At 47.4% G+C, this 24037-nt stretch carries 24 protein-coding genes; 19 read left to right on the top strand and 5 right to left on the bottom strand.

The annotated features are described in order from the left end of the window. Positions 1-8: 8 nt before the first annotated feature. Positions 9-1313, bottom strand: a complete 1305-nt coding sequence (locus LG211_RS14520; protein WP_253020813.1) for a saccharopine dehydrogenase family protein — start codon at positions 1311-1313, stop codon at positions 9-11. 238 nt (positions 1314-1551) lie between these two features. After that, complete coding sequence (locus LG211_RS14515) at positions 1552-2964, bottom strand: AraC family transcriptional regulator (RefSeq protein WP_253020814.1); 1413 nt, start codon at positions 2962-2964, stop codon at positions 1552-1554. An 87-nt stretch (positions 2965-3051) separates the two neighbouring features. Here LG211_RS14515 and tsaE point away from each other — a divergent pair, with 87 nt between their 5' ends. From tsaE to LG211_RS14475, 8 genes are all read left to right on the top strand, one after another. Beyond that, on the top strand, positions 3052-3477 hold the full coding sequence (gene tsaE / locus LG211_RS14510) for a tRNA (adenosine(37)-N6)-threonylcarbamoyltransferase complex ATPase subunit type 1 TsaE (protein WP_415270804.1): 426 nt from the start codon (positions 3052-3054) through the stop codon (positions 3475-3477). Continuing rightward, positions 3465-4154 (top strand): tRNA (adenosine(37)-N6)-threonylcarbamoyltransferase complex dimerization subunit type 1 TsaB, encoded by a 690-nt coding sequence (tsaB, locus tag LG211_RS14505; RefSeq protein ID WP_148397002.1) that lies wholly within the window; start codon positions 3465-3467, stop codon positions 4152-4154. Before tsaE ends, tsaB begins: the two co-directional genes overlap by 13 nt. Continuing rightward, positions 4147-4611, top strand: coding sequence for a ribosomal protein S18-alanine N-acetyltransferase (gene rimI, locus LG211_RS14500; protein WP_148397001.1), 465 nt, complete (start codon positions 4147-4149; stop codon positions 4609-4611). The genes tsaB and rimI overlap by 8 nt, the downstream gene beginning before the upstream one ends. Positions 4612-4887: 276 nt before the next feature. Then, on the top strand, positions 4888-5094 hold the full coding sequence (locus LG211_RS14495; RefSeq protein ID WP_148397000.1) for a hypothetical protein: 207 nt from the start codon (positions 4888-4890) through the stop codon (positions 5092-5094). A 9-nt stretch (positions 5095-5103) separates the two neighbouring features. Continuing rightward, positions 5104-6120, top strand: coding sequence for a tRNA (adenosine(37)-N6)-threonylcarbamoyltransferase complex transferase subunit TsaD (gene tsaD, locus LG211_RS14490; RefSeq protein WP_269477872.1), 1017 nt, complete (start codon positions 5104-5106; stop codon positions 6118-6120). An 18-nt stretch (positions 6121-6138) separates the two neighbouring features. After that, a complete protein-coding gene (gene abc-f, locus LG211_RS14485; RefSeq protein WP_269477871.1) occupies positions 6139-8094 on the top strand; it encodes a ribosomal protection-like ABC-F family protein in 1956 nt (651 codons plus the stop codon). Between the two features lie 150 nt (positions 8095-8244). Beyond that, on the top strand, positions 8245-8472 hold the full coding sequence (gene acpP, locus LG211_RS14480) for an acyl carrier protein (RefSeq protein WP_148396997.1): 228 nt from the start codon (positions 8245-8247) through the stop codon (positions 8470-8472). A gap of 67 nt (positions 8473-8539) precedes the next feature. Continuing rightward, positions 8540-9184 (top strand): redox-sensing transcriptional repressor Rex, encoded by a 645-nt coding sequence (locus tag LG211_RS14475; protein WP_253020818.1) that lies wholly within the window; start codon positions 8540-8542, stop codon positions 9182-9184. Between the two features lie 67 nt (positions 9185-9251). Here LG211_RS14475 and LG211_RS14470 read toward each other — a convergent pair whose 3' ends face one another. Then, on the bottom strand, positions 9252-9422 hold the full coding sequence (locus LG211_RS14470) for a DUF362 domain-containing protein (RefSeq protein WP_148396995.1): 171 nt from the start codon (positions 9420-9422) through the stop codon (positions 9252-9254). Positions 9423-9493: 71 nt separating this feature from the next. Here LG211_RS14470 and LG211_RS14465 point away from each other — a divergent pair, with 71 nt between their 5' ends. From LG211_RS14465 to LG211_RS14430, 8 genes are all read left to right on the top strand, one after another. Further along, positions 9494-10300, top strand: coding sequence for a P-loop NTPase family protein (locus tag LG211_RS14465; RefSeq protein ID WP_269477870.1), 807 nt, complete (start codon positions 9494-9496; stop codon positions 10298-10300). After that, a complete protein-coding gene (locus LG211_RS14460) occupies positions 10300-11208 on the top strand; it encodes a DNA-3-methyladenine glycosylase family protein (RefSeq protein WP_269477869.1) in 909 nt (302 codons plus the stop codon). Before LG211_RS14465 ends, LG211_RS14460 begins: the two co-directional genes overlap by 1 nt. A 129-nt stretch (positions 11209-11337) precedes the next feature. Continuing rightward, on the top strand, positions 11338-12120 hold the full coding sequence (locus LG211_RS14455; RefSeq protein WP_269477868.1) for a prepilin-type N-terminal cleavage/methylation domain-containing protein: 783 nt from the start codon (positions 11338-11340) through the stop codon (positions 12118-12120). A gap of 205 nt (positions 12121-12325) precedes the next feature. Then, positions 12326-12604 carry a co-chaperone GroES gene (locus tag LG211_RS14450; RefSeq protein ID WP_148396992.1) on the top strand — a complete coding sequence of 93 codons (279 nt, stop codon included), beginning with the start codon at positions 12326-12328 and terminating at the stop codon, positions 12602-12604. Between the two features lie 23 nt (positions 12605-12627). Beyond that, entirely contained in the window at positions 12628-14268 is a 1641-nt protein-coding gene (gene groL / locus LG211_RS14445) for a chaperonin GroEL (RefSeq protein ID WP_148396991.1), read from the top strand. A gap of 157 nt (positions 14269-14425) precedes the next feature. After that, the gene (locus tag LG211_RS14440; protein WP_148396990.1) at positions 14426-15205 is read left to right on the top strand and encodes an IclR family transcriptional regulator; all 780 of its coding nucleotides are present in this window, start codon (positions 14426-14428) and stop codon (positions 15203-15205) included. Between the two features lie 72 nt (positions 15206-15277). Beyond that, positions 15278-15790: a ferritin gene (locus tag LG211_RS14435; RefSeq protein WP_253020822.1), complete on the top strand. Its 513-nt coding sequence runs from the start codon at positions 15278-15280 to the stop codon at positions 15788-15790. 217 nt (positions 15791-16007) lie between these two features. Continuing rightward, a complete protein-coding gene (locus LG211_RS14430; protein ID WP_269477867.1) occupies positions 16008-16934 on the top strand; it encodes an AraC family transcriptional regulator in 927 nt (308 codons plus the stop codon). 155 nt (positions 16935-17089) lie between these two features. On the opposite strand, the gene LG211_RS14425 is transcribed toward LG211_RS14430, so the two are convergent. Then, positions 17090-18523, bottom strand: coding sequence for an aldehyde dehydrogenase family protein (locus tag LG211_RS14425; protein WP_148396987.1), 1434 nt, complete (start codon positions 18521-18523; stop codon positions 17090-17092). 48 nt (positions 18524-18571) lie between these two features. Further along, positions 18572-19738 (bottom strand): FIST signal transduction protein, encoded by a 1167-nt coding sequence (locus LG211_RS14420; protein WP_269477866.1) that lies wholly within the window; start codon positions 19736-19738, stop codon positions 18572-18574. Between the two features lie 334 nt (positions 19739-20072). Here LG211_RS14420 and LG211_RS14415 point away from each other — a divergent pair, with 334 nt between their 5' ends. The 3 genes from LG211_RS14415 to guaA are packed head-to-tail and all read left to right on the top strand — an operon-like array spanning position 20073 to position 23919. Then, a complete protein-coding gene (locus LG211_RS14415; protein ID WP_269477865.1) occupies positions 20073-20828 on the top strand; it encodes a M15 family metallopeptidase in 756 nt (251 codons plus the stop codon). Positions 20829-20850: 22 nt separating this feature from the next. Further along, the gene (locus LG211_RS14410) at positions 20851-22362 is read left to right on the top strand and encodes an IMP dehydrogenase (protein WP_148396985.1); all 1512 of its coding nucleotides are present in this window, start codon (positions 20851-20853) and stop codon (positions 22360-22362) included. Positions 22363-22374: 12 nt separating this feature from the next. Further along, positions 22375-23919, top strand: coding sequence for a glutamine-hydrolyzing GMP synthase (gene guaA / locus LG211_RS14405; protein WP_269477864.1), 1545 nt, complete (start codon positions 22375-22377; stop codon positions 23917-23919). Positions 23920-24037: the final 118 nt, after the last annotated feature.

Below are 24037 nucleotides of genomic sequence, written 5' to 3'. Positions count from 1 at the left end.
CCTTGTGTTTATAGCGCTTCGAACAGTGCCTGCAAGTCTTTCTGATCTTTTTCCGCCTTATATTCCGATTCGTACTCAACAATACCAAATGGGAAATTGGCTTCCTGCATGATCTTCAGATATGGTACCGCGTCGAAACATTCCGGAGTCTGAACGCCTTTTCCGGTCCAGATGCCTCTGCCCACCAGCTCGATTCCGATGGAAGCGCCGAAGCCTGTCTGGGAAACGACCGCCTGTGTCCCGAAACGTTTCAAAGATTCCTGCTGGTCCGTACTCTGATACATAAAGATTTTTCTCTGTTTTCCGTCTTTGATTCCTTCGCACAAAATTCCTCCGCAAGTCTTTCCAAATACATGGTCGTCGATGCTGTCCGGCTGGGGCGCCACTTTTGCAACCAAATCTCTTGGTGAAATCAGCGTTCCATTCATTTCAACCGGCTCTGTGCTCCTCAGTCCCAGCGCGTTGACTGCCTTCAGAGCGCTTACCAGGTTGTCGTCCAGTCCGATTTTATAGGAAACGCGCTTCAGGCCCTTCTCCTTCAGCACTCTTGGCATGAATACGGTTTCTTCGTGCTCAATTTTATACAGCTTTACAGGGCCTACGCCATCAGGGAATTCAAAGACTTCTTCGCCTGCAAAGGGTTCATCACACACATAACCTTTATCATCATACCAAGTGATATTCGGATTCATACATTCATCCAGCACGGTCCATACGTTAAATCCAAACGCAACGTCATCCGCGCCGCCGTTGGGGTCTTCCATGTTGGCTCCATCTTTGATGTCGATCGTGTGCAGTTCATCAAAGAGGTGATCCGCCGCGAATCTGGCAAAGACGTCGATGGTACCAGGCTCGATTCCCAGACCAATGATAGCCAGCTGGCCTTTTTCTTCCCACTCCTTGTTTTTATTGAAGTTATAATCGGCCATGAACTCTTTAAAGCACTGCTTTCCTGTTCCATAGCACTTCGGTTCATCCTCTGGGACTGTCCATACGCCCATGTTGGAATAGTTGGCTCCGCCTTCCAGCGCCGCGTCAAAGATCGTATTTGTTAAAAACGGAAGCGCCGCATCCATTACAAAGTCAATCTTGTGTTTCTCAATTAAGGCTACCAGTTCTTGCTTGCTCTTTGCGTTTACCTTTTCCGGTACGAACCTCGGGTCACTGATCTCTTCTGCAATATCTCTCGCTTTTCCAAGATCATAATCCGCCATCACAACTTTTTCCAGCCAAGAGCCCTGTGGATCTCTTTCTTTCATAATCTTGATAATTGATTCACCAACACCGCCGCAGCCTACAACCATTAATTTCATTTTTTCTTCTTCCTTTCTGTCAGATCATTCAAATAATTCGTTTTCTTTATCTTAAGAGATTTGGCCCGGTTCATCAATTGCTCCAAATTCTATGTTTTTTACAAAATTTAGTCGGTTTTATCCTTGACCTTTTTTCTTTTTTCCGGGAAGAAAAAAACAAGGACGCCTTTTCGGTCGGCCTCCGAAAATACGTCCTTGTCAATTTTTAGTTTTTGTTTCGAAAAAACAGCTATGCAGCCTAATCGAACTTCAATGCCATTTTTATATTCTTCGGATCGATGTGCCCCTTTAACCGATCAATCAGGCCTTTTACCTCCACATCCTTTTCAAACTCACTGAAATAAATGCAGAATCTGCATCGGCTCAAGGCTTCTTTTCCTTCTTGATGCTGTATGGAAGAGGCAAAGCCTGTAATAATCTGTTCCCATTCCTCTGCGCTCCGCTCCTCAAATCGAATCTCAATGCAGAGGACATACGACATTTCTCTGACGATTCGAAAAATATTTTCTACAAACTCGGTATCATACGTTATTTTTCCATCTCTGAGCCCGGCCGCGTTTTTATCCAGCAGAGGCATATAGATTTCCCGTAGTCCCAGCGCTTGGTGGCTTTCTCGGATCATTTCTTTTTTTATTCTGCTGCCAGTGTACTTTCTCATCTGGTATTCATATTTTTCTTTCCAGTTATGGGACAAATCCGCGGAGTGGATCAAATAGGATTTTTCTTCATCCATGAAGGAATCAATGAGATCACGGCCAAAACTGCCCAAGAGCTGTGTTCCATCATATTCTTCAAAACATGCTCCCCGCTGCATATATTCCTGGTAAGCTTTTTTATGGGCTGACGGTGTGCGGTCATACCACTTTTTAAAACTCTTATAGATATATTTCGGATCGGAAAAACCGCAGTATAGAGAAATTTCATTAATGCTTTTTTCCGTAGTAAAGAGAAGCTTTTCCGCCATTTCACTTCTCCTGGAGTTGAGGTATTCAGTAAAATTCATATTAGTCATCTTCTTCCAAAATTGGGAGATATAAGTTTTGCCGATGAACTCCTTCTGCGCCAGCGCTTCCAGACTGACCTTCTCTTCATACCCCTCCTCAATTTCTTTCATAATCCTATGATATCTCTGGAGCTGGTCTTCCGCAATATCCCGTCCGTTATAATAATGAGCCATATCAAATTTATAGACAAGGAGCTCCATAATTTGCCTCATGTTTTCATTGATTTTGTCGATTTCCTTGTCGTTCTTTGCCGCTTCCACAATAACCATTACTAAAAGCTTTCTTAATTCGGGCACGTACTTCTCCTGCATGCTGTTGGTATTAAAGCTTTCACAGATAAAGTTCAAATATCGGATGTATGGCTGCTGATCCTCAAATTGCAGAAGATCAATATATAAAGATATAACCAAATTATCCCCGTTTCCATGGAGATAATGGATATCACCTTCATTGAGGACGACGTAATCTCCCTCTTGCAGCTGAAAGCGGTCATAGCTGGCCAAAACCTGCACCTGGCCTTTCAGTACAAAAATTACCTCTAGGCAATCATCGTGCCAATGAGGAGGATAATCGGTAATATTATAGGCGCGCACCGCGGTAGGCGTGTCTGGAATAAAGCTAATATCTTCTCTCTGAAGCATCATCATTTCCCCGTTCCTTTATATTCTTCTTCTATTTTAACATACATCTCAAGGAATTGAGTTTTCAATTTCCCTTTTCTTGTGGTAGAATAAATGGATATGAGAACAATAACCTTAAAAAACGAAGAAGAAACAAAAGAATTCGGGCTGCAGCTGGGGAGGGAAGCCCAAAAGGGCGATGTGATCGCGCTCATCGGCGATCTGGGCACTGGAAAGACGGCCCTCACCAAGTATATCGCAAAGGGCCTTGGCATTGAAGAAACCATTACCAGCCCAACCTTTACCATTGTACAGGAATATCACGACGGCAGGATGCCGCTGTATCATTTTGATGTGTACCGGATCGGAGACCCGGATGAAATGTTCGAGCTGGGATATGAAGAATATTTTTATGGAGACGGCGTATGCGTCATCGAATGGGCGGACGTGATCGAAGACTTGATTCCCCCGGAAGCAAAGACGATCTTTATCCAATATGGTAAAAATGAGGGAGAAAGGATATATCAATGTACATTTTAGCGTTGGAAACGACCGGAGCGCACGCATCGGCAGCGATTATCGACGAAGCGGATCATGTTATTTTGAAAAAATCAGAAGGCGTATTGAACCACCTGCAAAACCTGATGCCAATGGTTCAAGAGCTTCTTGCAGAAAATGGTTTGAAACTGTCTGACCTAACAGCTGTGGCGGCATCCCAGGGACCCGGGTCCTTTACCGGAATCCGCATCGGCGTGTCTTCTGCCAGAGCGCTGGCACAAGTACTGGATATCAAAGCAATCGCGGTTCCTACATTGATGACTTTTGCCTATCACATGCCCCAATACACGGGATTGATCTGCCCGGTTTTCGATGCCAGGAGGAGCCAGGTCTATGCCGGCGCCTATCGCTGGCAGGACGGGAAAATTAAGGAAGCTGTTGAAGGTGCGCCCTATATGATTGAAGAATTTTTAAACAAAGTAAATGCATTGGGCGGACAGAGAATGTTTTTCGGCGACGGCACCAAGGCTTATCGAGATTATTTTGACGATGCAGAGCTGGCGCCCAAGGAGTGCCGTCTCCAATCGGCAGACTCGGTGGCCCGTGTGGCTAAGGATCTGTTTATGCAGGGTAAGGCCGTATGCTGCGAGGAATTAAAGCCCAACTATATGCGCAAGGCAGAAGCAGAACGGAAATTGGAAGAGAAGAGACATGAGTAATTTAGTAATTAGACAGGCGGATGAAACGGATATCGACGCCATTGCAAGACTGGAAGAAATCTGCTTTGCCACCCCCTGGAGCCGGGAATCGATCCGCCAGGAACTGACAGAAAACAAACTGGCCTTCTATGTGATTGCGGAGCTGGACGGAGAGATCGTCGGCTACGCCGGTATGTGGCTGGTGATCGATGAAGGGCACATTACCAATGTGGCAGTGCTGCCGGAACATCGGGGAAAACATATCGCATCGGCCATCATTGCCGTGATGATCGAGTTTACCGAGGGCCAGGGCATCAAGCGCTTTACGCTGGAAGTCCGCAGTTCCAATGAAGCGGCCAAAGGACTTTACCGCAAATTTAATTTTAAGGAAGAAGGACTGCGCAAAGGATACTATCAGGATAACGGTGAAGATGCAGTGATCATGTGGCGAGACCCTTCCGAGCCTTTGAAGAACTAAGGGGCAAGAGTGTTCAGGAGCGCCTTTAGGTCTGTATAAGGGGCCCGCAGCATGGATGAATCCCGCAGCTGCTGATTTTATCGCTGGAGATAATGCAGAGCGGCATTTACGATGATGTTTTCCAGCGATAAAAGTGCGATTGCAGCGGCGATCCCATGGGAGCATGGAAACGGCCCGCAGCCAAAAGCGTCAACGCCGCACTAAAATAGTGAAAACAGAATAAAAACCGATTCCCGGAGGATACTAGTATTAAGAATAGCGTTCGAGGAGGGAATCATGAGACACAATAACGATTTTTATGAGGAAGACCGTTTCGGAGATGACATGGTAGCAGTGGCCAGCCATTGCAGCCGCTTTTCCAGGAGGCATGATTTTGATATGTTCAACATGGGAACCTATCAATCCTGTGAAAACTGCAGACACCTGTCGTCGGATAACCAGTGTGTAGTCAAGGCACAGAATCAGATCTTCCCTTTAGAATAGAGGATAATTATGAAAGACGGAAAATTATTGACAATGGGCATCGAATCCAGCTGCGATGAGACATCGGTGGCGATTGTGGCAGAAGGACGGCAGGTCCTTTCCAATATCATTGCATCACAAATTGAGGTGCATCAGGTGTTCGGCGGGGTGGTGCCGGAGATCGCATCCCGCCACCATCTTTCCAATATCAACCATGTCACGAATCAGGCGCTTGTCCAGGCAGGGATAACGATGGAGCAGGTGGACCTGATTGGCGTAACCTATGGTCCGGGCCTTGTAGGCGCGCTGCTGATCGGTCTGGCAACAGCCAAAGCATATGCCTTGGCGGCGGACAAGCCGCTGGTGGGCGTGCATCATATTCAGGGTCATATCAGCGCCAACTACATAGAACACCTGAATCTGGAGCCGCCCTTTATGGCTCTGGTCATATCCGGAGGACATACCAATATTGTGGAAGTGACCGGCTATAATGAATGCCGGGTGCTGGGAAAGACCCGGGACGATGCTGCCGGAGAGGCGTATGATAAGGTGGCCAGAGTGCTGGGATTGGGTTATCCTGGCGGACCGCTGATCGATCAGATCGCCAAAGAAGGAGACCCCCATACGGTGGAATTCAAGCGGGTATTCCTGGAGAAGGACAGCCTGGATTTCAGCTTCAGCGGTATTAAGACCGGTGTGCTCAACTATATCAACTCGGAAAAACAAGCCGGCAGAGCGATTAACACGGCCGATGTGGCCGCCAGCTTTCAGCAGGCTGTTTTGGATGTCATTGTGACAAAAACCATCTCCGCGGCAGTAAAGATGAAAAAAGATAAGATCGTGCTGGCGGGGGGCGTTGCTGCCAACAGCAAGCTGCGGAGCATGATGGAAGAGGCGTGCCGCAGGCAAGGCATCGCCCTTTATTATCCGTCGCCGATCCTATGTACGGACAATGCTGCAATGATCGGCTGTGCAGCGTACTACAAATATAAATCCGGGATCACAGACGATCTGACGCTGGATGCGATCCCCAATTTACCATTATAGACAGATAGGAAAAGAAAGATGATTATTTTATCAGCAAAGGATTTGACCAAGGCTTACGGCGTCGATGTAATCCTGGAGAACGTCTCTTTCCATATCAACGAAGGAGACCGGATCGGCATCATCGGAGCCAACGGGGCCGGTAAGACAACTCTGCTTAAAATCCTTTCAGGTGAACTGAACGCGGACATCGGTGATTTTTTTGTGTCTGCGGACACTACGATTGGATACTTGAAGCAGAGCGATAACTTTCATTCGGAACATACCGTCATGGAAGAGGTAGAGGCCATCTTTTCGGGAATGGAACAAATGGAGCAGGACATGCTCGCCCTTTCCGCCGAAATTTCCAAGAAAGCTGAGAGAGGCGAATCAGGTCCGCAGGTGGACCGGCTCCTGGAGCGATACGACCGGATGCAGGAAGAATATCGGGATCAAGGAGGATATAGCTACAAGAGCGAAATCAACGGAATTCTCAGCAGCATGGCCTTTGGAGAAGAGTTTTATCACAAAAAGATTTCCACATTGAGCGGCGGAGAACGGACTCGCCTGGCTTTGGCGTGCCTGCTCTTAAAAAAACCGGATCTGCTGTTTTTGGACGAGCCCACTAACCACCTGGACATCGGTACGCTCAAGTGGCTGGAACAATATTTAAAATCATATCGAGGGACGATTTTGCTGGTTTCCCACGACCGTTATTTTCTGGATCAAACAGTCAACCGCATCTTCGAAGTGGAACATCACAAGCTTTATACATATGAAGGCAGCTACAGCAGCTATGCCGAGCAGAAGAAACAGCGGCGGGAAGCGCAGATGCGCAAGTATCAGCAGCAACAAAAAGAAATCGCCCGCCAAGAAGAAATTATCCGGCGTTTCAAGCAGCACGGCACCGAAAAATTGGCCAAGCGGGCCGCTTCCCGGGAGAAACGGCTGGAGGCGGTAGAAATGGTAGACCGCCCGGAAGCATCGCGAGGCAGAATGAAGCTGCAGTTCCGGCAGAATTTCAAAACGGGAAACGACGTGCTGGAAGGGGAAGGCCTCTCCAAAAGCTTCGGCTACGGTTCCAATGAAAAGCATCTCTTTGAAAAGGTGGACTTTGATATCAAACGGGGTGAAAGGATTTGTATCGTGGGGCCAAATGGCGTGGGAAAAACTACGCTGCTAAAAATCCTGCTGGGCGATCTTTCACCAAATTCCGGCAGGCTGAAAGTGGGCCACAACGTGGATTTCGGCTATTACGATCAGGAACAGCAGCTGCTGGGCGGAAGCAATACGGTACTGGAAGAATTGCACGACGCATATCGGCTTTATACGGACACGGAGCTGCGCTCCATACTGGGAAGCTTTCTCTTTCAGGGTGATATGGTATTTCTTCCGGTAAGCGCCCTCAGCGGCGGCGAAAAGGCGCGGTTGTCGCTGCTGAAGCTGATGCTGTCAGGAGCCAACACCCTGATCATGGACGAGCCAACCAACCATTTGGACATTGAATCCAAGGAAGTCTTTGAGGACGCGCTGCTGGATTTTCCCGGAACCGTTATCGTGGTTTCCCATGACCGGTACTTTCTCAACAAAATTCCCACCAGAATTTTTGAGCTGGGCCGGGAAGGCATCACGGCTTTTTTGGGAACGTATAATTATTACGTGGAAAAGAAGCAGGAGATCGAATCCGGCAAGAAGTATCTGGAAGAGCTGGCCGGAAAAGAGGAAAAAACCCAGGAGGAAAAACTTTCCGTCAATGAGCAGCGCCGCCTGAAAAAGGAAGAAGAGGCTCGAAAAAGAAGGCTTGCAAGACAGCTTGCGCAGGCGGAAGAGAACATTGAATCCCTGGAAAGCAGGATTGCATCCATTGAGGCACAGCTATGCCGGGAGGAAGTGATGACCGATCCGGAGCAGCTGAAAACCTTGAGCAAAGAGCTGGACGAGGCCAAGGAAGAGATGGCCGGCGAATACGAAAGATGGATGGAATTGCAGGACATCTAACGGAAGTTGGACGATCCGATGGAAAAAAAGTTAAAAAACGGTTGCAATATAAAGAACTGTCTACTATAATAAGTTTGAGTTATTTGCGGATAAACTTTGCAATGGGCAAATATGATAAACCGGTAATGTTTAACTGAATGGAGGTATATTATGGTTTTTGATAAGATTAAGGGAATTATTGCTGAACAGCTGGGCGTTGAAGAGGATGCGGTAAAGACAGAAACCCATCTGATGAAAGATTTGGAAGCGGATTCCCTGGATGCAGTTGAGATCATTATGGCGATCGAGGACGAATTTGACATCGAAGTTCCCGATGAAGACGCAGAAAAATTCCAGACTGTAGGCGATATTATCAAATATGTCGAGGAAAAAGCGTAAGACAGCAGATCAGGAAAACCCGTCGCAAGGCGGGTTTTGCAAATTATAAGGTAATTGAGGAAGTGGAATGAAAAAAGATACGAAAATATCAAATGCGGTTATCAAGCGCCTGCCCAGATATCGACGATATCTGAAAGAATTGCAGAAAAAGGGAGTCGACAAAATTTCTTCCAATGAATTCAGCAGCTTGATCGGATACACGGCTTCGCAGATCCGTCAGGATCTCAATAACTTCGGCGGTTTTGGACAGCAGGGATACGGGTACAACGTTGAGGGCCTGTATAATGAGATCAGCGCCATTTTAGGCTTGGATAAGGAATATAAGATGATTATCGTTGGTGCCGGTAATCTGGGCCAGGCCATTGCTAACTACACCTATTACTACAAAGCAGGCTTTGTGGTTTGCGGTATTTTTGATATCAATCCAAGGCTGATCGGTTTGAAGATCAACGATATTGAGGTTATGGATTATGAGAATATCGTAGAATATGTGGAAGAGAACCAAATCAACATTGGGATTATCTGTACGACCAAGGACAGCGCTCAGGAGGTTGCGGACAAACTTTGCTTTGCCGGAGTCAGCGGCCTTTGGAATTTTGCTCCGGTAGATTTGGAAGTGCCGGACCACGTAGCCATTGAGAATGTGCATCTGAGCGACAGCCTGCACTCCCTGGCGTACCATATGAACCGCAATACTACGGAAAATATATAACAAAAAATAAATAACCGTTTCTTTATGCAAGAAACGGTTATTACGTATACAAATTATTATGTATAAACTAAGCTTCTACTGGAGCGTCAACTGGGCAAGCGCCTGCGCATGCGCCGCAGTCAATGCACTTATCAGCGTCGATTACATAGATTCCGTCGCCTTCAGAGATAGCTTCCGTCGGGCACTCACCTGCGCATACTCCGCAGCTGATGCAAGCATCTTTAATTACATAAGCCATTGTAACAACCTCCTTTAATGTTTATCTTCACGATACATCTGATTATAACAGAAGGGTATGGAGAATTCAAGATGAAAGTTTACGCACTTGTGGGCAAAAGTGGAACAGGAAAGAGCTTCCAGGCCCAGAACCTATGTAAAGAATTAAATATTGAGGGTATCATCGATGATGGACTCTTTATTTATGAGAATAAAGTTATGGCCGGTATATCTGCCAAAAGGCAGTCTACAAAAGTCGGGGCAGTCAAAACGGCCCTATTTACTAAGGAGGAACACCAGAAGGAGGTGGCTGAAAGCATCCGTAGAACACCTCCGCAAAAGCTTTTAGTAATTGGCACTTCCGATGAGATGGTTAAACGAATTGCAAAGAGACTGGCACTCCCGCAAATATCGGAGACCGTGTATATAACGGATATCACTACGGAAGAGGAGCGGGCGATTGCCCACAAACAGCGGCATGAAATGGGACAGCACGTTATCCCTGCTCCGGTTTTTCAGCTCAAGCGTCAGTTCTCCGGTTATTTTATGTCGCCGCTGCGCATCTTTCGCGGATGGAGCGCCAATAAGGGCGGGTTCGCGGAAAAATCCGTGGTGCGGCCGACTTACAGCTATCTGGGGGATTACAATCTGTCGGACAAAGTATTCAGCGATATTGTGGAATGCGTGGCGGCCCGGATGGAGAGTGTGGACGATATCCTGCGGGTGATGACAATCACGGCTATGGAAGGGGTGGAGCTGACGGCATTGGTCAATATGCGCTACGGATTTAACATAGTGGCTCAGGCTGCAGCGCTACAAAAAGAAGCGACCCGGCAGATCGAAGATATGACGGCTTTCAATGTAAACCGCTTTGATATTGAAGTAAGAGGTCTGAAATAATGAGGCAGGTCAGCATAGAAGGCATACGCGATTTTGACCTGGACCATATCTTTGATTGCGGGCAGGCATTCAGGTGGAACCGCCGGCCCGACGGAAGCTATGCCGGTATTGCAGGCAGACGTATTGCTAATCTGCGATTTGATCCCTGCCAGCAAGGGGGCCGGCTGATACTTTCAAATGTAACGGATGAGGATTTTAATGGATTTTGGAAGGACTATCTGGACTTGGGCCGGGATTATGGCGCCATCAAAAAAGAATTGGCGGCAAAGGATCCCGTTATTGGAAGAGCCATTGGTGCAGGACAGGGAATTCGCCTGCTGAGGCAGGACAAGTGGGAGACACTGATTTCGTTTATCCTTTCTCAAAACAATCATATTCCAAGGATTAAAAAATGTATTGAAGCTTTGTGCTGTCAGTTTGGGGAAAAGGCCGGCCAGCTGGACGGAGAGGTCTACTACACCTTTCCTGCGCCGGAGACTCTGGCCTGTCTGGAGCCGGAAGATTTGGCGGAATGCCGGCTGGGCTACCGGGCAAAATACTTGATCGGCACCGCCAGAAAAGTGGCCGCAGACGGATTGGAGCGGCTGGAAACGATGGGGGCGCCGGATGTATCCGCTGCGGAAGCCTTTGAATATGTGACCAGCTTTCCCGGTGTGGGGCCCAAGGTTGCAAATTGTATTTTACTTTTTTCCATGGGCAAGTACGATTGCTTTCCGGTGGATGTGTGGATGAAAAAGGTAATGAACGATCTTTACGGGCTGGAGTCAGTGAAGGAGATCAGTGATTTTGCGGGCCGTACCTATGGCAGCTACGGCGGAATCGCCCAGCAATATTTATTCTACTATGTTCGCCAAATCAGCCGCAGGCAATCCGCGGATCCTTTGACTCTTGAGAACCGCAGGAAATGAACCTTTGCCGGGGGTGTTCATTTTTTAAATTTGTGGTAAAATAGATGCGAACGGTTGAAAGAGAACGATAGAAACATCGCTGGGCTGATTATGACCGCGTGGATTTTTCCGAAAGAGGCAGGATTTGATATGGAAAGAAGGAAAGATAGTAGAGGCTTCACACTGGTCGAAGTGATAGTGGTGCTGGTAATCTTGGCCATACTGGCTGCGATTTTGATTCCGGCATACACTGGATATATTAAAAAGACGGAAAAGACAAAATGCGCCATTCAGCGGGGTGATCTGGAAAAGAAGTTTATTGCTATGTTTAATTATGATCCTCAGATACGCAGCTGCACTACGACCGCAGATGTGATAAAGATTACTGGTACCAATGTGGCAAAGTACATGCTGGATAACGGATATTATGAAGGTGAAACCAAATGCCCGGTATATGATCAGGATTATGAGTTTAAGTTGATTCCTTCCGGCGCCGGCTATCGGGGCGAGTTTACCTGCGGGTGCGCAGCGGATGAGTTCAGTAAGTTTGCTGCAGCGGTGAAGAAGGCTGCGGAAGAGCTGAATAATAGCGGCAAGGATAGCGAGCTGATTAGGAATGTCTATAAGGCCTACGGAAGCCTGCCTAAGGTCAGCGAGACAGAGCTTGCCAGCACAGGCTATGATGGAAAAACCATGTACTGGCGTCCTTATCAGTTGGGTAACGGGAATATCATATATTTTGCAAATTTATCCCCATATTCGGAGGGGAACCCCCAGGGTTCCTGGAATGCAGGGATCATCAAAGTGAATGGAGAAGTTTATAGTACAGGCGGAAAAGAAACCAATATAGCTGACGCTAAGAATTACAAAGGCAAAGACATTGATCACTTTGTTGATGAATACTTAGCGGGAAAAGGATTTAAGAAAAAATAAAATCTGATTTAAGGCGGCAGCTGAACGGAGAAGAGTCCGGGCAGCCTGCCGCTTTTCCTTTCTTTAAAAAATCTTTAGCAAAAAACCAAAAAAACCTGTTGACAACTGGGACTGAAAGTATTAAATTATAGTTAGCACTCGTAAAGAGTGAGTGCTAACAAATCGTAGATAATAAAATAACTATAAAAGTGAAGGAGATGAAACTATGAGTTTTGGAATTAAGCCTTTGGGCGCACGTGTGGTTATTAAAAGATTAGAAGCAGAAGAAAAGACAGCCAGCGGCATTGTACTGCCTGGTCAGGCGAAAGAAAAGCCTCAGATGGCGGAGATCGTTGCAGTGGGACCTGGGACAGAAGAAGAAAAGATGGAACTGAAAGCAGGAGACACAGTGATCTTTTCCCAGTATGCCGGAACAGAGATCAAATATCAGGGTGAAGAATACACGATCTTAAACCAGAGAGACATTTTAGCAACCGTGGAGTAATTAGGAAAGGTAGGTAATGAGGAATGGCAAAAGAATTACATTATGGTGAGGACGCCAGAAGAAAATTACAGGCAGGCGTTGACAAACTTGCAGATACAGTAAAAATTACGTTAGGACCAAAGGGAAGAAACGTTCTTCTCGATAAAAAGTTCGGATCACCGCTGATCACCAACGACGGCGTGACTATCGCAAAAGAGATCGAGCTGGATGATGCTGTTGAAAACATGGGGGCTCAGCTGGTCAAAGAAGTTGCGACAAAGACCAACGACGTCGCTGGCGACGGTACGACTACAGCGACACTGCTGGCTCAGATCATCATTAAAGAAGGATTTAAAAATGTAGCAGCTGGCGCAAACCCAATGGTACTGAAAAAAGGAATCCAGGGAGCTGTTGATGTGGCTGTGGATGAAATTCAGAAGATTTCCCACGAAGTGGACAGCAAAGAAAGCATCGCGCAGGTTGCATCCATTTCCGCTGCTGATGACCAGATCGGCGCACTGATCGCAGAAGCGATGGAAAAAGTGGGCAAAGACGGCGTTATCACCGTAGAAGAAGCAAAATCCATGGGAACGACGCTGGACGTAGTAGAAGGTATGCAGTTTGACAGAGGCTACCTGTCCGCATATATGGTAACTGATACAGAAAAGATGGAAGCTGTTTTAGAAAACCCCTACATCTTACTGACAGATAAGAAAATCTCCAACATTCAGGAGCTGCTGCCAATCTTAGAGCAGGTCGTACAGCAGGGAAGAAAACTGATGATCATCTGCGAAGATCTGGAAGGCGAAGCGCTGGCAACCATCGTTGTCAACAAGCTGAAGGGAACCTTCGACTGTGTAGCTGTTAAGGCTCCTGGCTTCGGCGACAGAAGAAAGGCCATGATGGAAGATATCGCTATCCTGACCGGCGGTACAGTAATCTCTGAAGAAGTTGGCTATGATATTAAGGAAGCTACCCTGGATATGCTGGGTACAGCCGCAACCGTTAAGGTTGACAAAGAAAACACCGTAATCGTAGACGGAGCAGGCGATGCCAGCGAAATCGAAGCGAGAGTTCATCAGCTGAAAGCGCAGATCGAAGAAAGCACTTCAGATTTCGATAAAGAAAAGACTCAGGAAAGACTGGCAAAACTGTCCGGCGGCGTAGCAGTAATCAAAGTAGGTGCAGCTACCGAAACAGAACTGAAAGAAAGAAAGCTGAGAATTGAAGATGCTCTCAACGCTACAAAAGCGGCAGTTGAAGAGGGTATCGTTTCCGGCGGCGGCGTAGCGCTGGCCAACGCAATTCCGGCAGTGGCAAAATATGTGAAAGACCTGGCCGGCGATGAAAAGACTGGTGCAGCAATCATCCAGAGAGCTCTGGAAGAGCCGGTTAGACAGATCGCAGAAAACGCTGGATTCGAAGGCAGCGTAGTTGTTGCTAAAGTTCTTACCAGCGACGCGGGCGTAGGCTTTAACGCAGCTCACGAAGAATATGAAAATATGATCGACGCAGGTATCGTAGACCCTGCTAAGGTTACAAGATCAGCCCTGCAGAACGCGGCATCCGCTTCCGCAATGCTCCTGACAACAGAAGCAGGCGTAACAGATGCTCCTGCAGAAGAAGGCGCGGCAATGCCTCCAATGGGCGGCGGAATGCCGGGCGGTATGCCGGGAATGATGTAAGCTGACATTTCCAAAAGAATAGTTTCGAGCAGTCTGCCCAGCAGACTGCTCTTCCTTTTCTCAAAAGAAAAAAAGCTCCCCAACCTTTTTAACTGTGGTATAATAGACCCAAACTTGAATTTGCAACGTTATCACAGTAATGCGAGGAGGTGGATTTATGACAAAGCCTTCGACCCACGATGATAAAGGCGTACAATCTGTGGATCGAGTGCTGGACATGATTGAAGTTTTAGCAGAGGAACAGGAGGGCCTGGGTGTTACCGAGCTGGCAAACCGTGTGGGACTCCATAAAAGTACGGCACATCGACTTTTAGCGACGCTGACGAGAAGAAATTACATAGAAAAGACAGAATCGGGCACTTACAAGATCGGACTGAAGCTGATTGAGGCGGTCAGCTGCTACATCAACAGCCTGGAGCTGCAGACCGAGGCCCGGCCCTATATCGTACAGATTACATCCCATTTGGGATTGACCTCCCATTTAGGCGTACTGGACGGAGATCAAGTAGTCTATATCGAAAAGATGGATGTGGTTTCCACGGTGAAGATGTATTCCCAGATCGGACTGCGAATGCACGCCTATTGTTCATCTTTGGGCAAATGTCTTCTTTCCAATTACTCAAAGGAGGAGTTGGAAGACCGAATGAAAAACTGCAGCTTCATTAAATTTACGCCCAACACCATTTCCAGCATGGAAGAACTTCATGAGGAAATGACCAAGGTACGCAGGCAAGGCTGGGCTATGGATGATCAGGAATTTGAGATCGGGCATCGATGTATTGGAGCGCCTATCTACGATTATCGTGGTGATATCATTGCTTCTATCAGCGCCAGCGGAGATGTACGTGTACTGACAGATGACCGCATTGAGGACACGGCTGCCTATGTAAAGCAGGTGGCACTGGAGCTGTCGCGGAGCATGGGCTATGTTGAATAAATTTGTTACAATTTAAAAAAATGTGGTATACATATAAGAGTAGTGACATTTGTAAGATAAGGAGGAAGCGATATGTTATCAAAAAAAGTAGTAGAATTGTTGAACGACCAGGTGAATAAGGAATTTTATTCTGCCTATCTGTATCTGGATATGGCGAATTATTATAAGGATGAGAATCTGGACGGTTTTTATAACTGGTACAAGATTCAAGCACAGGAAGAGCGGGATCACGCTATGCTTTTCATGGAATATCTTCAGCAGAACGGCCAGTCCGTCACATTGGAAGCGATCGGCAAGCCGGATAAGGAATTCAAGGAATTTATCGATCCTTTGAAAGTGGGTGCGGAGCATGAACGGTATGTAACCGGCTTGATTCATAACATCTATGATGCCGCTTATCAGGATAAGGATTTCCGGACCATGCAGTTCCTGGATTGGTTTGTAAAAGAACAGGCTGAGGAAGAAGATACGGCTGACAGCCTGGTTCGTAAGTTTGAACTGTTTGGCAGTGATGCTAAGGGCCTGTATATGCTGGACAGCGAACTGGCGGGCAGGACATATAACGCGCCGTCACTGACGCTGTAAAAGACTGCATAAGTGCTTTGGATTATATAAATTTATTGGATGATACCTGCTCTAAGCAACTTCTTAATCATGAGTTTTTTCATGGTTGGTGAAGGCGCTTAGAGCTTTTTTCTAGAAGGGTGTTCACAATTCTGATTTCCAACTGGGCATTGCAGGGAAAGCCCAAGCGTGATTCATTTGATATAATAATGACACAATCAAACAGGAGGTAAACAATATGCACGCATGGGAAGCAGTTCAAAAATCTGTCGATTACATTGAGGAACATTTACAGGAAAATATACGGGCAGAAGTTTTAGCTGAAATAGCTGGATTGTCACCATTTTATTTTCAAAGATTGTTTAAGCGGCTGGTAAATAAACCGCTGCAAGAGTACGTCAAACTGCGGCGTTTGGCAGAAGCGATCGATACACTAAATACAGGGAACCCGCGGATTTTAGATGTGGCGTTAGACTATGGCTTTGCCAGTCATTCAAATTTTACCAGGGCCTTTAAGGACACCTATGGGATTACACCAGAGGAATATAAAAAACATCGACCGCTTCTCAATACTTTTGTAAAACCGATTCTTTCTTTGGGTTATGAAATGGCGGATGAGGGTGTTCCTCTAATCGTTGAAAATATCATTTTAGAAATACGCAGAGAACACCTTGACACTCCGGAAGTTTATCTGGGTCTTTCAGCAGATGTTTCCATAACGGCACAAACACCAGTTGGAGAAAGGACAGGCATAGATGTACCAGGACAGCTTTGGATTAGTTATCATAAAGAAAAAAAGGCAATTGATCAATATATTCATCCGAACATTGAATTGGGCATGCCATATTCCGCGGATGAGGAAAAAGAAACATTTTCCTATTTTGCAGGGGGACTTGCCAAAAACATTCCGCAAAAGCTGAACGGTGGTTTTGTGCAACAGGAGTTGCCAGAAGGAGACTACATTGTTTGTTCCATAGAGGCTGAAAGCTTTGAAGAACTTGTATCATCAGCGCTGGACCAGGCAGGAAAATATCTTTTTAGCACATGGCTTCCCAGGCATGGTCTAACTACAAAACCATTTTCTGCTGAAAAATATAATATGACCTTACAAGAAACTAATCGCATGGAAATTTGGGTAGCTCCCGTTACTCTATCAAAAGAATAAACGCAAACCTGCTGACTTAATCCGCTGCGAAGGCGGAGCTTTTAGGAAACCTCCACGTTTCAACCATCAATTCGCGAAATTTGTGCGAAAAAGGAGCTGATCCCACACATCACTTATTTTGAAATGTGCGACAGCCCCTTTTTCTCTTTGTATGATTATTCGTAAATATTCTTTAAAACGATGTTTTTGACGCGGGTCATTTCATCGAAGGTGGACATGACGCCTTCCGTACCGATGCCGCTGTGCTTCCAGCCGCCGAAAGGCATTTCAAAGGCTCTGAAGAAGCTGGCTCCGTTGATGACCGCGCCGCCTGCTTCCATGGCTTTTGCAACCTTGAAGGCGCGCTTTTGATCTTTGGAGAAGACGCAGCTTGACAATCCAAAGATGGACGCGTTGGCGATTTCGATGGCTTCCTCATCGGTATCGAAGCCGATGATAGGAACGACCGGGCCGAAAATTTCCATATCCTTGGCAACGTCTGCGGTCTTAGGAACATCGACGATAACGGTCGGCTCGTAGAAGGCGCCGTTTCTTTTTCCTCCCAGGATGACTTTTCCTCCCTGCTGGACGGTCAGTTCAACCTCTTTTTCAACTTTAACAGCTGCTTTTTCGCTGATCAGACAACCAATCTGGGTGTTCTCTTCCTTGGGCATACCTACTTTCATCTGTTTGATTCTGGCAACACATTTTTCTGCGAATTCGTCTTTGAGGGAATTGTGGACCAGAAAACGCTTGCTGGCGCAGCAGACCTGTCCGGTATTGTACATCCGGCCCCAGATCATTTCTTCTACAGCCAAATCCACGTCACCGTCTTCCAATACGATAAAGGCGTCATTGCCCCCCAGTTCAAGGGCTGTATGGGTCAAGTTTTTAGCAGCAATCTGAGCGGTATCGATTCCCACTTCCGTGCTTCCGGTTAAGGTGACCAGATGGACTCTGGGATCAGCTACAGCCGCACTTTTCACAGCGCCGGGAGCAGTGAGACACTGGATGACTCCGTTTGGTACGCCGGCCTCAACCAGCATCTCGGTGAGGCGCATCAGGGTCAACGGATTATCGGATGATGGCAGCACGATGGCAGCATTCCCCATCATCAAGGCCGGCGCAACCTTCTGATCATATAAGTCGCACGGGAAGTTGAATGGTATGATGCAGGCCACAATCCCGATGGGTTCTCTGGTTACCAGCTGCAGGTTGGCTGCCTGCCCGGCTTCCGTACCCGGAGGGATAATAGCGCCGTAATAGTGCTTTGCATGCTCGATAAAACCGGAAAAGCCGATCTTGATGTTTCCGATTTCCGCCCTGGCTTCTGTGATTGGTTTACCGTTTTCAGCGGACAACAACTGGGCCAGGCTTTCCTTATTTTCTTCCACGATATCCAGGAACCGATAAAGGACCTCGGCTTTTTCGCAGACGGGAACTTCCGCCCATATTTTCTGGCCGGCTTCCGCTGCGTCGATGGCCTTTTCAATATCTTCAGCAGTTGCTTTGGGCACGGATTCGATCACTTCTCCGGTGGCCGGCGCCAGCACGTCAAAGGTTTCTCCGCTCACACTGTCAACCTTTTTTCCATTAATAATCATTTTCATAGTGATAATCTCCTTTCTTCTGAACAATCCCTTCTTTATGTATGTAATCTATTTTCCAAATGCGGTGAAGGACAGCATCAGGCCGCCGCAGGTGTTGCATCCGTCATCTTCATATCCGTATTCCCCGAAGGTGAACTCCATGATGAATGGAATATCTCCCACCGCTTTTTTCACTTGTGCGGTAACTTCGTCAATCCGGTTGTCAATACCGGCTCTCCTGCCGCCGCAGTGTACCAGGTGCAGTCCGCCGATTTCGCCATTCATTCTTGCTTTCAAATCTTCCAGCGTCTTGCCTACCGAAGAAATCAGGCCGTCGACACTTCCTTCCATGAGAATGACCGCCGTTCCAACAGCCAGGTTGTTGCCCACGTTGATGGAATCATCGGCATTACCGTTCATCGGGTGGCGAATTGCGATCAGATCACCCATGCGGTCTTTCACGCCCAGCGGATTGGTGATACTGTAGGCGAGCAAATTGCCTTCTGTGACCTGTTCCTTTGAGGCTCCGGTCCACTGACGATATTTTTCCAGAGCGGGAATTCCATCGATTTCCTGCAGGGTCCGATTTTGGGCGACCTTTGTAATAATGCCCATTTTGTCGGTTTCACCATAGGCTCCGGTATATTTGTTGGCAAAAGGTTTATCTGTGTAGAAGAATGCGACGCCAAGTCCATCGGCTGTCACCATCTGATCGGTGTAAAGCAGCCATTCACCGGCTATGGCATTGTCAGCAGCGCTGCCGCCGAAGAAGGGAACCCGGCCGATTACTTCTGTGATTCCTTTCAGATAGAATTCCTCTTCTCCCGGAGGCGCTGTCATATAAAAGTAGTCGGGCGTAGCATCCGTTCCTGCGTTTTTTAGGGCCATTTCGGCGACTTTTTTGCCGGTTTCTCTTGCAGTGCCTTCCTTGGCCATTCCGGCTACGCCGACCTTCAACGCCTCGTCAGACATGGCCATGATGCCTACAAATCCATCTTCACCGGAGATAAATCCGTCCTGGGTGATGACACCTGTAAAGGATGTGTTGCCGATCAATGGCACACCTGGAAGCTCGGCTGCAATGGCGGCCAGCAGTTCCTTCTGATCATACTGCACCCCGCTGTATACGAAAGCCATTTTCATATCAGCTGCATTTTCTTTTACTTGTAAGGCAGCTTCTTTCCCGGCCGCCGCCGCATTGGTGTTTACGCTTGCGCCTGTTTTTACCTTTAACATAATTCGTACCTCCTTATAAGACTTATCTCAATATATTTTTTCTTAACCCCTTTTCAACACCCATAATAAGTCCGAAAATTCAGTTAGTCAACGCCGTGTGTTTTATTATGCAGACAGGTGGTTTCGTAATGCGGAACAAGGAGAAATGCGGAAAATTTATTTGTAAAAGAGGGTTTTTTATTATAAAATATGTTAATATAGTTTTGAATAAAAAAAGTTTTCTTTGGAAACGTTATTCGCGCTTGGCGCTCACTTTCACAAGGTAAACTTTTTTGAAATACAGGAAATGCTGCGCAATCGATAGTTCCTGTATTATAAGAAAAAGGGGAAACAAATGGTGAAGAATAGGAAAAAACCTACGCTCAGGCTAGCTGTTGCCATACTAATGCTGCTGGTATTTTCCGGATTCTATTTTCTGCTGGCGCCTTATGTTCACCAGGACGTAGGGGAGGGTGACACGCAGGTAAACGCGACGGTTCCGGCAACTGAAGCCGCGATTCAGACTCAGCCTCCGGCAGTGGACAAGTCTTCGGAATATCTGATTCTTGTCAATAAGAGCCATGGGCTTGGAAAAGATTATGAACCGGGGGACCTTAAGAAAGTAAAGTACAAGGTTTCATCCCGGGAATCGGAATATCAAAAGCTGCGAAAAACGGTAGCGTCCGCTTTTAATGATTTGGCAAAAGCAGCTGATAAACAGGGGCATACCATCAAGCTTACCAGCGGATTTCGGCCGTACGCTTACCAGAAAGTGCTCTACGAGAAATACGTGGGCAAGGATGGCAAGTACGCAGCCGAGCAATACAGCGCAAAGCCGGGATACAGCGAACATCAAAGCGGCCTTTGTGCAGATGTATCGTCGCCTTCAGTGAATTATAATCTGGTGCAGGCTTACGGCAATACGGATGAAGGAGAATGGCTGGCTAAAAATGCCCATAAATACGGATTTATTATCCGCTATTTAAAAGGGAAAGAAGATATTACGGGGTATGAATATGAACCCTGGCACATCCGCTATGTGGGAAAGGATGCTGCGAAAGAAATTTATGAACAAAAAATCACTCTCGAAGAGTATTTGGGAGAAGTATAAAGATGTTTTAAAGGAGGGTAAAATGGCAGTATATTTCAATGAACCATCAAGGACATTCAGCGAGTATTTACTGGTACCGGGCTATTCCTCAAAGGAATGCAGGGTTGATAATGTCAACCTTGCCACCCCGGTCGTTAAATTTAAAAAAGGTGAGGAATCTTCCATTAAGATGAAAATTCCTCTTGTTTCCGCGATCATGCAGGCGGTATCCGACGATAAGCTGGCCGTTGCGCTGGCAAAGGAAGGCGGGATTTCTTTTATCTTTGGATCACAGACCATTGAGAACCAGGCAGCGATGATTCGCCGGGTAAAGAGCCATAAAGCCGGATTTGTGACCAGCGACGCCAACATTCGTCCTGATCAGACTTTGGGAGAACTCCTGGAGCTGAAAGAGCGGACAGGCCATTCCACAACGGCTGTCACTGAGGATGGAACGGCGGAAGGCAAGCTGGTGGGCATCGTTACCAGCAGGGATTACCGGATCAGCAGAATGTCTTTGGAAACCAAGGTTAAAGAATTTATGACACCCTTTGAAAAACTGATTTATGTGAAAGAAGGAGCCACTCTTTCGGAAGCCAATGATGTTCTTTGGGATAACAAATTGAATACGGTTCCGGTGATCGATGATAATCAGAGACTGACTCATTTTGTCTTCAGAAAAGACTATGATACCCACAAGGCGTATCCAAATGAACTGTTGGATGAACATAAGCGCTATATGGTGGGAGCCGGCGTGAATACCAGGGATTATGCGGAACGTATTCCGGCGCTGGTTGAGGCGGGCGCGGATGTGCTGTGCATTGACTCTTCCGAAGGCTTCTCCGAATGGCAGAAGGATACGCTGGATTTTGTCCGCGCTAAATACGGCGATTCGGTAAAAATCGGCGCTGGAAACGTTGTTGACCGGGAAGGTTTTAACTATCTTGCGGAAGCGGGCGCTGATTTTGTTAAGATCGGAATCGGCGGCGGCTCCATCTGCATCACCAGAGAGCAGAAGGGCATCGGCCGTGGCCAGGCCAGTGCAGTGATCGAGGTGGCTCAGGCCAGAAACGAATATTACGAAAAGACAGGCGTTTATATTCCCATTTGCTCCGACGGCGGAATCGTTTATGATTATCACATGACCCTGGCTCTTGCCATGGGGGCTGATTTTATTATGCTGGGCAGGTACTTCTCCAGATTTGATGAATCACCAACCAACAAGCTTAATATCAACGGCAACTATGTGAAGGAATATTGGGGCGAAGGTTCCAACCGCGCCCGTAACTGGCAGCGTTACGATATGGGCGGCGACAGCAAGCTCTCTTTTGAGGAAGGCGTCGATTCCTACGTGCCTTATGCGGGAGCATTGAGTGACAACGTCCGCTATTCCCTGCAGAAAGTGAAATCGACCATGTGCAACTGCGGCGTTTTGACCATACCGGAATTGCAGAAGAAGGCCAAGATGACCATTGTTTCCGCTACCAGCCTTGTGGAGGGCGGAGCACACGACGTTATCTTAAAGGATACTTCAAACAGCAGCAACTTGAGATAAGGAGAGGATTCCATGCAGCATGAAAAAATAATTGTGATGGATTTCGGCGGGCAGTATAATCAGCTGATCGCCCGGCGTGTGCGTGAATGCAACGTGTACTGTGAAATTTATTCTTATAAAAGAGATATTGAAGAAATCAAGGCGATGAACCCCAAAGGGATCATCCTCACCGGGGGCCCAAGCAGCGCTTACGAAGCGGATTCGCCCACTTATACAAAGGAGCTTTTTGAGCTGGGAATTCCCGTTTTGGGAATTTGCTACGGCTCACAGCTGATGATGCATCTTTTGGGCGGCCATGTTTGCAAGGCGCCGGTTCGGGAATACGGAAAAATTGAGGTTACGGTGGATCAATCGTCCAAGCTGTTTTCTGATGTGTCTGAAAAGACGGTTTGCTGGATGAGCCACAATGACTACATTGAGTCGGCTGCGCAGGGTTTTGTTGTAACAGCCCATACGCCTGACTGTCCGGTGGCTGCAGCGGAAATGCCGGAAAAGGGTCTTTACGCATTGCAGTTCCATCCGGAAGTGCTTCACACTGCTGAAGGGACAAAGATGCTGTCCAATTTTGTGTATAATGTATGTGGCTGCAAAGGCGACTGGAGAATGGATTCCTTTGTGGAAACTTCCATCGAAGCCATCCGGGCCAAGGTTGGCTCCGGGCGTGTGCTCTGCGCTTTGTCCGGTGGCGTGGATTCTTCGGTGGCGGCGGTCATGCTGTCAAAGGCCATCGGAGCTCAGCTCACCTGCGTGTTCGTGGATCACGGCCTTCTCCGTAAAAATGAGGGCGACGAAGTGGAAGAGGTGTTTGGACCGTCAGGCCCGTATGATCTGAACTTCATCCGGGTCAATGCCCAGCAGCGCTTTTATGAGAAGCTGGCCGGTGTAACGGAGCCGGAGAAGAAACGGAAAATCATCGGAGAAGAGTTTATCCGGGTCTTTGAAGAGGAAGCGAAAAAGATCGGGTCAGTGGACTTCTTGGTTCAGGGGACCATTTATCCCGACGTGGTGGAAAGCGGCGTAGGCGGCGAGTCTGCTGTCATCAAGTCTCATCACAATGTGGGCGGCCTGCCGGACTATGTGGATTTTAAGGAAATTATCGAGCCTCTGCGGGATCTGTTCAAGGATGAGGTCCGCAAGGCTGGACTGGAGCTGGGAATTCCGGAGCATTTGGTGTTCCGTCAGCCGTTCCCGGGGCCGGGTCTTGGGATTCGCATTATCGGCGAGGTTACGGCTGAGAAGGTGAAGATCGTGCAGGATGCGGATGCGATCTACCGTGAGGAGATCGCAGCGGCCGGGATCGCTCGCGATATCGGGCAGTATTTTGCGGCGCTGACCAATATGCGGTCGGTTGGCGTTATGGGTGATGAGCGGACTTACGATTATGCCATCGCGCTGCGTGCTGTGAATACGATTGACTTTATGACGGCGGAGGCGGCGCAGATTCCTTGGGAGGTGCTGGGGAAGGTGACGAGCCGGATTGTCAATGAGGTGGCTCATGTGAATCGGGTGCTTTATGATTGTACGAGTAAGCCGCCTGGGACGATAGAGTTTGAATAGCTAAAACAAAACTCTCATACGTTGGAAATACAGCGTTTGAGGAGACCCCGGAAAGTTTTGTGTAAAAGAAAGAACCTTAAAGGTAGAAATCAAAACAGATTGAATAAACGGTTTCGTG

The organism is Hominibacterium faecale, from assembly GCF_020734085.1.
In the GTDB taxonomy this organism is placed as follows: Bacteria; Bacillota; Clostridia; order Peptostreptococcales; family Anaerovoracaceae; genus Hominibacterium; species Hominibacterium faecale.
This window is presented reverse-complemented; position numbering and strand designations above follow the sequence as displayed.

Excerpts from the sequence above, each read along its gene's own strand:
- LG211_RS14520 (WP_253020813.1), bottom strand. The coding sequence starts at position 1,313 with ATGAAATTAATGGTTGTAGGCTGCGGCGGTGTTGGTGAATCAATTATC.
- LG211_RS14515 (WP_253020814.1), bottom strand. The coding sequence starts at position 2,964 with ATGATGATGCTTCAGAGAGAAGATATTAGCTTTATTCCAGACACGCCT.
- tsaE (WP_415270804.1), top strand. The coding sequence starts at position 3,052 with ATGGATATGAGAACAATAACCTTAAAAAACGAAGAAGAAACAAAAGAA.
- tsaB (WP_148397002.1), top strand. The coding sequence starts at position 3,465 with ATGTACATTTTAGCGTTGGAAACGACCGGAGCGCACGCATCGGCAGCG.
- rimI (WP_148397001.1), top strand. The coding sequence starts at position 4,147 with ATGAGTAATTTAGTAATTAGACAGGCGGATGAAACGGATATCGACGCC.
- LG211_RS14495 (WP_148397000.1), top strand. The coding sequence starts at position 4,888 with ATGAGACACAATAACGATTTTTATGAGGAAGACCGTTTCGGAGATGAC.
- tsaD (WP_269477872.1), top strand. The coding sequence starts at position 5,104 with ATGAAAGACGGAAAATTATTGACAATGGGCATCGAATCCAGCTGCGAT.
- abc-f (WP_269477871.1), top strand. The coding sequence starts at position 6,139 with ATGATTATTTTATCAGCAAAGGATTTGACCAAGGCTTACGGCGTCGAT.
- acpP (WP_148396997.1), top strand. The coding sequence starts at position 8,245 with ATGGTTTTTGATAAGATTAAGGGAATTATTGCTGAACAGCTGGGCGTT.
- LG211_RS14475 (WP_253020818.1), top strand. The coding sequence starts at position 8,540 with ATGAAAAAAGATACGAAAATATCAAATGCGGTTATCAAGCGCCTGCCC.
- LG211_RS14470 (WP_148396995.1), bottom strand. The coding sequence starts at position 9,422 with ATGGCTTATGTAATTAAAGATGCTTGCATCAGCTGCGGAGTATGCGCA.
- LG211_RS14465 (WP_269477870.1), top strand. The coding sequence starts at position 9,494 with ATGAAAGTTTACGCACTTGTGGGCAAAAGTGGAACAGGAAAGAGCTTC.
- LG211_RS14460 (WP_269477869.1), top strand. The coding sequence starts at position 10,300 with ATGAGGCAGGTCAGCATAGAAGGCATACGCGATTTTGACCTGGACCAT.
- LG211_RS14455 (WP_269477868.1), top strand. The coding sequence starts at position 11,338 with ATGGAAAGAAGGAAAGATAGTAGAGGCTTCACACTGGTCGAAGTGATA.
- LG211_RS14450 (WP_148396992.1), top strand. The coding sequence starts at position 12,326 with ATGAGTTTTGGAATTAAGCCTTTGGGCGCACGTGTGGTTATTAAAAGA.
- groL (WP_148396991.1), top strand. The coding sequence starts at position 12,628 with ATGGCAAAAGAATTACATTATGGTGAGGACGCCAGAAGAAAATTACAG.
- LG211_RS14440 (WP_148396990.1), top strand. The coding sequence starts at position 14,426 with ATGACAAAGCCTTCGACCCACGATGATAAAGGCGTACAATCTGTGGAT.
- LG211_RS14435 (WP_253020822.1), top strand. The coding sequence starts at position 15,278 with ATGTTATCAAAAAAAGTAGTAGAATTGTTGAACGACCAGGTGAATAAG.
- LG211_RS14430 (WP_269477867.1), top strand. The coding sequence starts at position 16,008 with ATGCACGCATGGGAAGCAGTTCAAAAATCTGTCGATTACATTGAGGAA.
- LG211_RS14425 (WP_148396987.1), bottom strand. The coding sequence starts at position 18,523 with ATGAAAATGATTATTAATGGAAAAAAGGTTGACAGTGTGAGCGGAGAA.
- LG211_RS14420 (WP_269477866.1), bottom strand. The coding sequence starts at position 19,738 with ATGTTAAAGGTAAAAACAGGCGCAAGCGTAAACACCAATGCGGCGGCG.
- LG211_RS14415 (WP_269477865.1), top strand. The coding sequence starts at position 20,073 with ATGGTGAAGAATAGGAAAAAACCTACGCTCAGGCTAGCTGTTGCCATA.
- LG211_RS14410 (WP_148396985.1), top strand. The coding sequence starts at position 20,851 with ATGGCAGTATATTTCAATGAACCATCAAGGACATTCAGCGAGTATTTA.
- guaA (WP_269477864.1), top strand. The coding sequence starts at position 22,375 with ATGCAGCATGAAAAAATAATTGTGATGGATTTCGGCGGGCAGTATAAT.